Below are 3,112 nucleotides of genomic sequence, written 5' to 3'. Positions count from 1 at the left end.
TCATTTTCTTTCAACTCCATAGAATAATTTTTATTGACTTTGGAGTGAGCTGTAGGAAGTCCCTCTGCTCGATAATTGCGAATCCAGCGTCTAACCTGACTAGATGAACCTACGTTGTGCAGTTTAGCAAGATAGGTAGAGCCTCCCTTGCCAGATAAATAATCTTGAATAACGCGTTGTTTTAATTCTATGGAATATTTGACCATAAGAAAAGACCTCCGAAATATAGATTTGAAAAGTCTATATTTTGGGGGTCACTACATAATCCCGCTTCTTTTTTATTTATTCTATATAATATATCTGTGATGTTATAAAATACACCAAAATGAAATTATTTTGTAAAATAAGTTTGCAATGGAAATTAATAGAGTTATAATAAACTTATCAAACTAAAGAGAGCGTTTGCTTAACAAAAGTGTAAGATACTTATTGCTACAAACAAAGGCAATCATTATGATTCAAGTCTACATCGAATATTGGAAACAATATTTTAATTGGTCGGGGCGTACGACACGTAAGAGTTTTTGGTGGGTTTTTATTATGAATCTAGCCATTGCGCTCACACTCATCTTGTTATATATAGTTACAACAGGGGCCACAGTCGTTTTGTCGTTTGACTTTGAGGGTTTCAATGTTGCGACTTATATTTTCGGAAGTTTGCTTATTTTGTGGTCGTTAGCGACGCTCATTCCAACATCAAATCTTGGTATTAGGCGCGTTCGAGACACAGGGTTAAGTCCATGGATTTGGCTCCTTTCTCCAGTTAGTAGTATTTTGGGAGGATTTAATAATTTTCCGGCCGAGATAGTTTCAGATATTTTGTTTTTGGCTTTTCTTGGACTAGATCTCATGCCCTCAAAGAAGGGGCGTATAAGTTCTCGTTCTCAAAGTCAGGGCTCATTGATTATTGCTATTGGACTGATTGCCCTTGTGGGATTTAGTGTGGTCAACTTACCGGCTAAGGCGGAGCATATCGTGCAAGGGTTGCCACAGACAAATCTAGTTATCAAGACAAATTCGGATGCAAAAATTTCTCTTTCTGGTCTTACTTCAGAAAGCAAACAAGAAGTAATCTCAGCATACAAGGAAAATGGTTGGAAATTATCCGAAAGTGGAGAGAACCTTATAAAACAAATTTATTCGGCTAATCAGCAGTTTGTCATTGATAATCAAACCTATCAAACGGATGTAAACGGTAAAGTGATTGCTAAAGTTACCTCGAATATAGTAACTAATATCACAGCATCTGATTCTGCAAGTGCTCCTACTATTCGAAGTAATATTGATGGAAAAAATAGTGATTCTGTAAAAATACGAACTCCATTCGCTAAAACAAAAACTGTAATAGTAAATCAAACAATAGATGTTAATGAAGTGGTCAATCAAATGGATATGGTTAACGGTAATTCAATGCCCGAAGATGTTAGTCCACAAAATCAGGACACTTCAACTATTAAACTCACTCCATTATCTTTTAATCTTCTTAGCAATGGCGTGGTAAGAAAATATAGAGTTGGAGAAAAAGTGGGCTGCAATGATTTTAATGCTTTTGGGACGGATAATATTCATCATAATAAAGCAGATCCAAGATTTTGGATTGATTTTATGGGAAGTGACTGTCAAAATGTTGTGACAAATATTCCTCTTTATTTAGCTACTTGTAAGAAAGATAGTACAAAAAATCCTTTTTGTAAACCTAATTCAGGAGCTTGTAGCACAATACAAAAAATGCCTCGAACTTATCATCATATGTCTATTTTTGGAGGCGTTGCAAAATGATTGACTTAGTAATCCCCCTCATTTTTATCTATTTACCCTACATTATCTTTAGTTTTCTATCAAATTTTAGCTATGTCGAGGAGAAAATAACGCAAAATATTGTCAAATACGTCTTTCGCGTTATCTCTATTCTTTATTTCTTATCCTCTTATTTGGGGACTCTTTCAATCGGAAATACCCGTTGGGAAATATTATCAGGATTATCGCGTTGGTTGATGTTTACTCCGGTTATCTTTTTCATCTTTCTTTCTTATTTGACAGTAAAATACAGAGCAAGTAAAAGAGAGAAGAGCTATCGTTTTACTCTCCTGCTCTTTGTTCCTTGTCTTATAAATTTGATTTGGATAATTTATAATTTAACTACTTTTTATAATATGTGATGTTAATTTGACTTACTGAAGAAGTGATTAAATATAGTATTGATTTAGATGAGATTGTATGATTTTGGATTGGAGGTTCAGCCATGATGGTTGACGATATTGTTTATTATGCCGCTTTTGTTTTACCAATTATTCTTATTCTTTTATATTTCTTCACAAATTATAATTTTACCGGAGACCAGGCAAAATTTTATCAAAGACTTTTCAAGATAGGTGGGGCTGTATATGCAGTGACTTTTCTAGCAAATTATGTTTCTTTAACTGGAAATGCGTCTAATTCTATGACCTTGACAGATTATTTGATGGCAATTCTAATTTTATTTTATCTGTGTGCCCCCATTTTATTTCTTTGGAATGCGATTGCTATTTTGAAAAGATATTTTCATGAGCGCAAGCATCTGGGTTATATTCTGGTTGCTATCAATGGATTTGTCAATTTGTTATTAATTATGGATGGTTTCTTTTGGTTTGTTGGTTCATTGTGATTTTTTGTACACGAAATGAGAAATAATTAAATAATGAAACGAAATTTTAAAAGCGGAAATGGAGTATGTAGTGCACTTCAAAAAATATCTGCGCTACCATCAAATGTTTCTGATAGAAAGGTAGTAAGAAAATGATTGTGCTTGAAATTTTTCTTTATCTTTTAATTTTACTTTTGTTGCTTTTGTCTTGTCTTCTAAATAAATTTGACTTTACGGTTTATCGAGGGCGTTTTAAAATTTACTTCCGAATTACTGGTCTTCTCTATATCCTTAGTATGCTCGGCATATATTTTTCACAGTATTTACTGACAAATTTAATCATCCTTCTTTTAATTTTTTATTTAGTGATTCCTTATCTGCTAATTGCGATTTCTTTTTATCTTGTCGTACATTATAGAAAAAGTTGGCACAATAGCAATTACTGGCTATCTGTTTTAACTTTGGGATTAAGTATTGTTATTATCCTTA

Annotated in this window: 4 protein-coding genes; 3 read left to right on the top strand and 1 reads right to left on the bottom strand. The window is 33.2% G+C overall.

Annotated elements, in window-relative coordinates:
* Positions 1-206, bottom strand: a 206-nt coding sequence (locus tag LLA01S_RS11800) for a helix-turn-helix domain-containing protein (protein ID WP_155719852.1), incomplete at its 3' end; no start/stop codon positions are given.
* Between the two features lie 247 nt (positions 207-453).
* Here LLA01S_RS11800 and LLA01S_RS11795 point away from each other — a divergent pair.
* The 3 genes from LLA01S_RS11795 to LLA01S_RS12770 all read left to right on the top strand — a co-directional run.
* Entirely contained in the window at positions 454-1,779 is a 1,326-nt protein-coding gene (locus LLA01S_RS11795; protein ID WP_061778361.1) for a DUF805 domain-containing protein, read from the top strand.
* 463 nt (positions 1,780-2,242) lie between these two features.
* A complete protein-coding gene (locus LLA01S_RS11790; protein ID WP_011675965.1) occupies positions 2,243-2,644 on the top strand; it encodes a hypothetical protein in 402 nt (133 codons plus the stop codon).
* Positions 2,645-2,775: 131 nt separating this feature from the next.
* The coding region (locus LLA01S_RS12770) for a hypothetical protein (RefSeq protein ID WP_061778360.1) at positions 2,776-3,112 on the top strand (337 nt) is incomplete at its 3' end.

The organism is Lactococcus cremoris subsp. cremoris NBRC 100676, from assembly GCF_001591705.1.
Lineage (GTDB): Bacteria > Bacillota > Bacilli > Lactobacillales > Streptococcaceae > Lactococcus > Lactococcus cremoris.
This window is presented reverse-complemented; position numbering and strand designations above follow the sequence as displayed.

Bases quoted from the DNA above. Each gene is read 5' to 3' on its own strand.
- LLA01S_RS11790 (WP_011675965.1), top strand. From the start codon at position 2,243: ATGATGGTTGACGATATTGTTTATTATGCCGCTTTTGTTTTACCAATT.
- LLA01S_RS11795 (WP_061778361.1), top strand. From the start codon at position 454: ATGATTCAAGTCTACATCGAATATTGGAAACAATATTTTAATTGGTCG.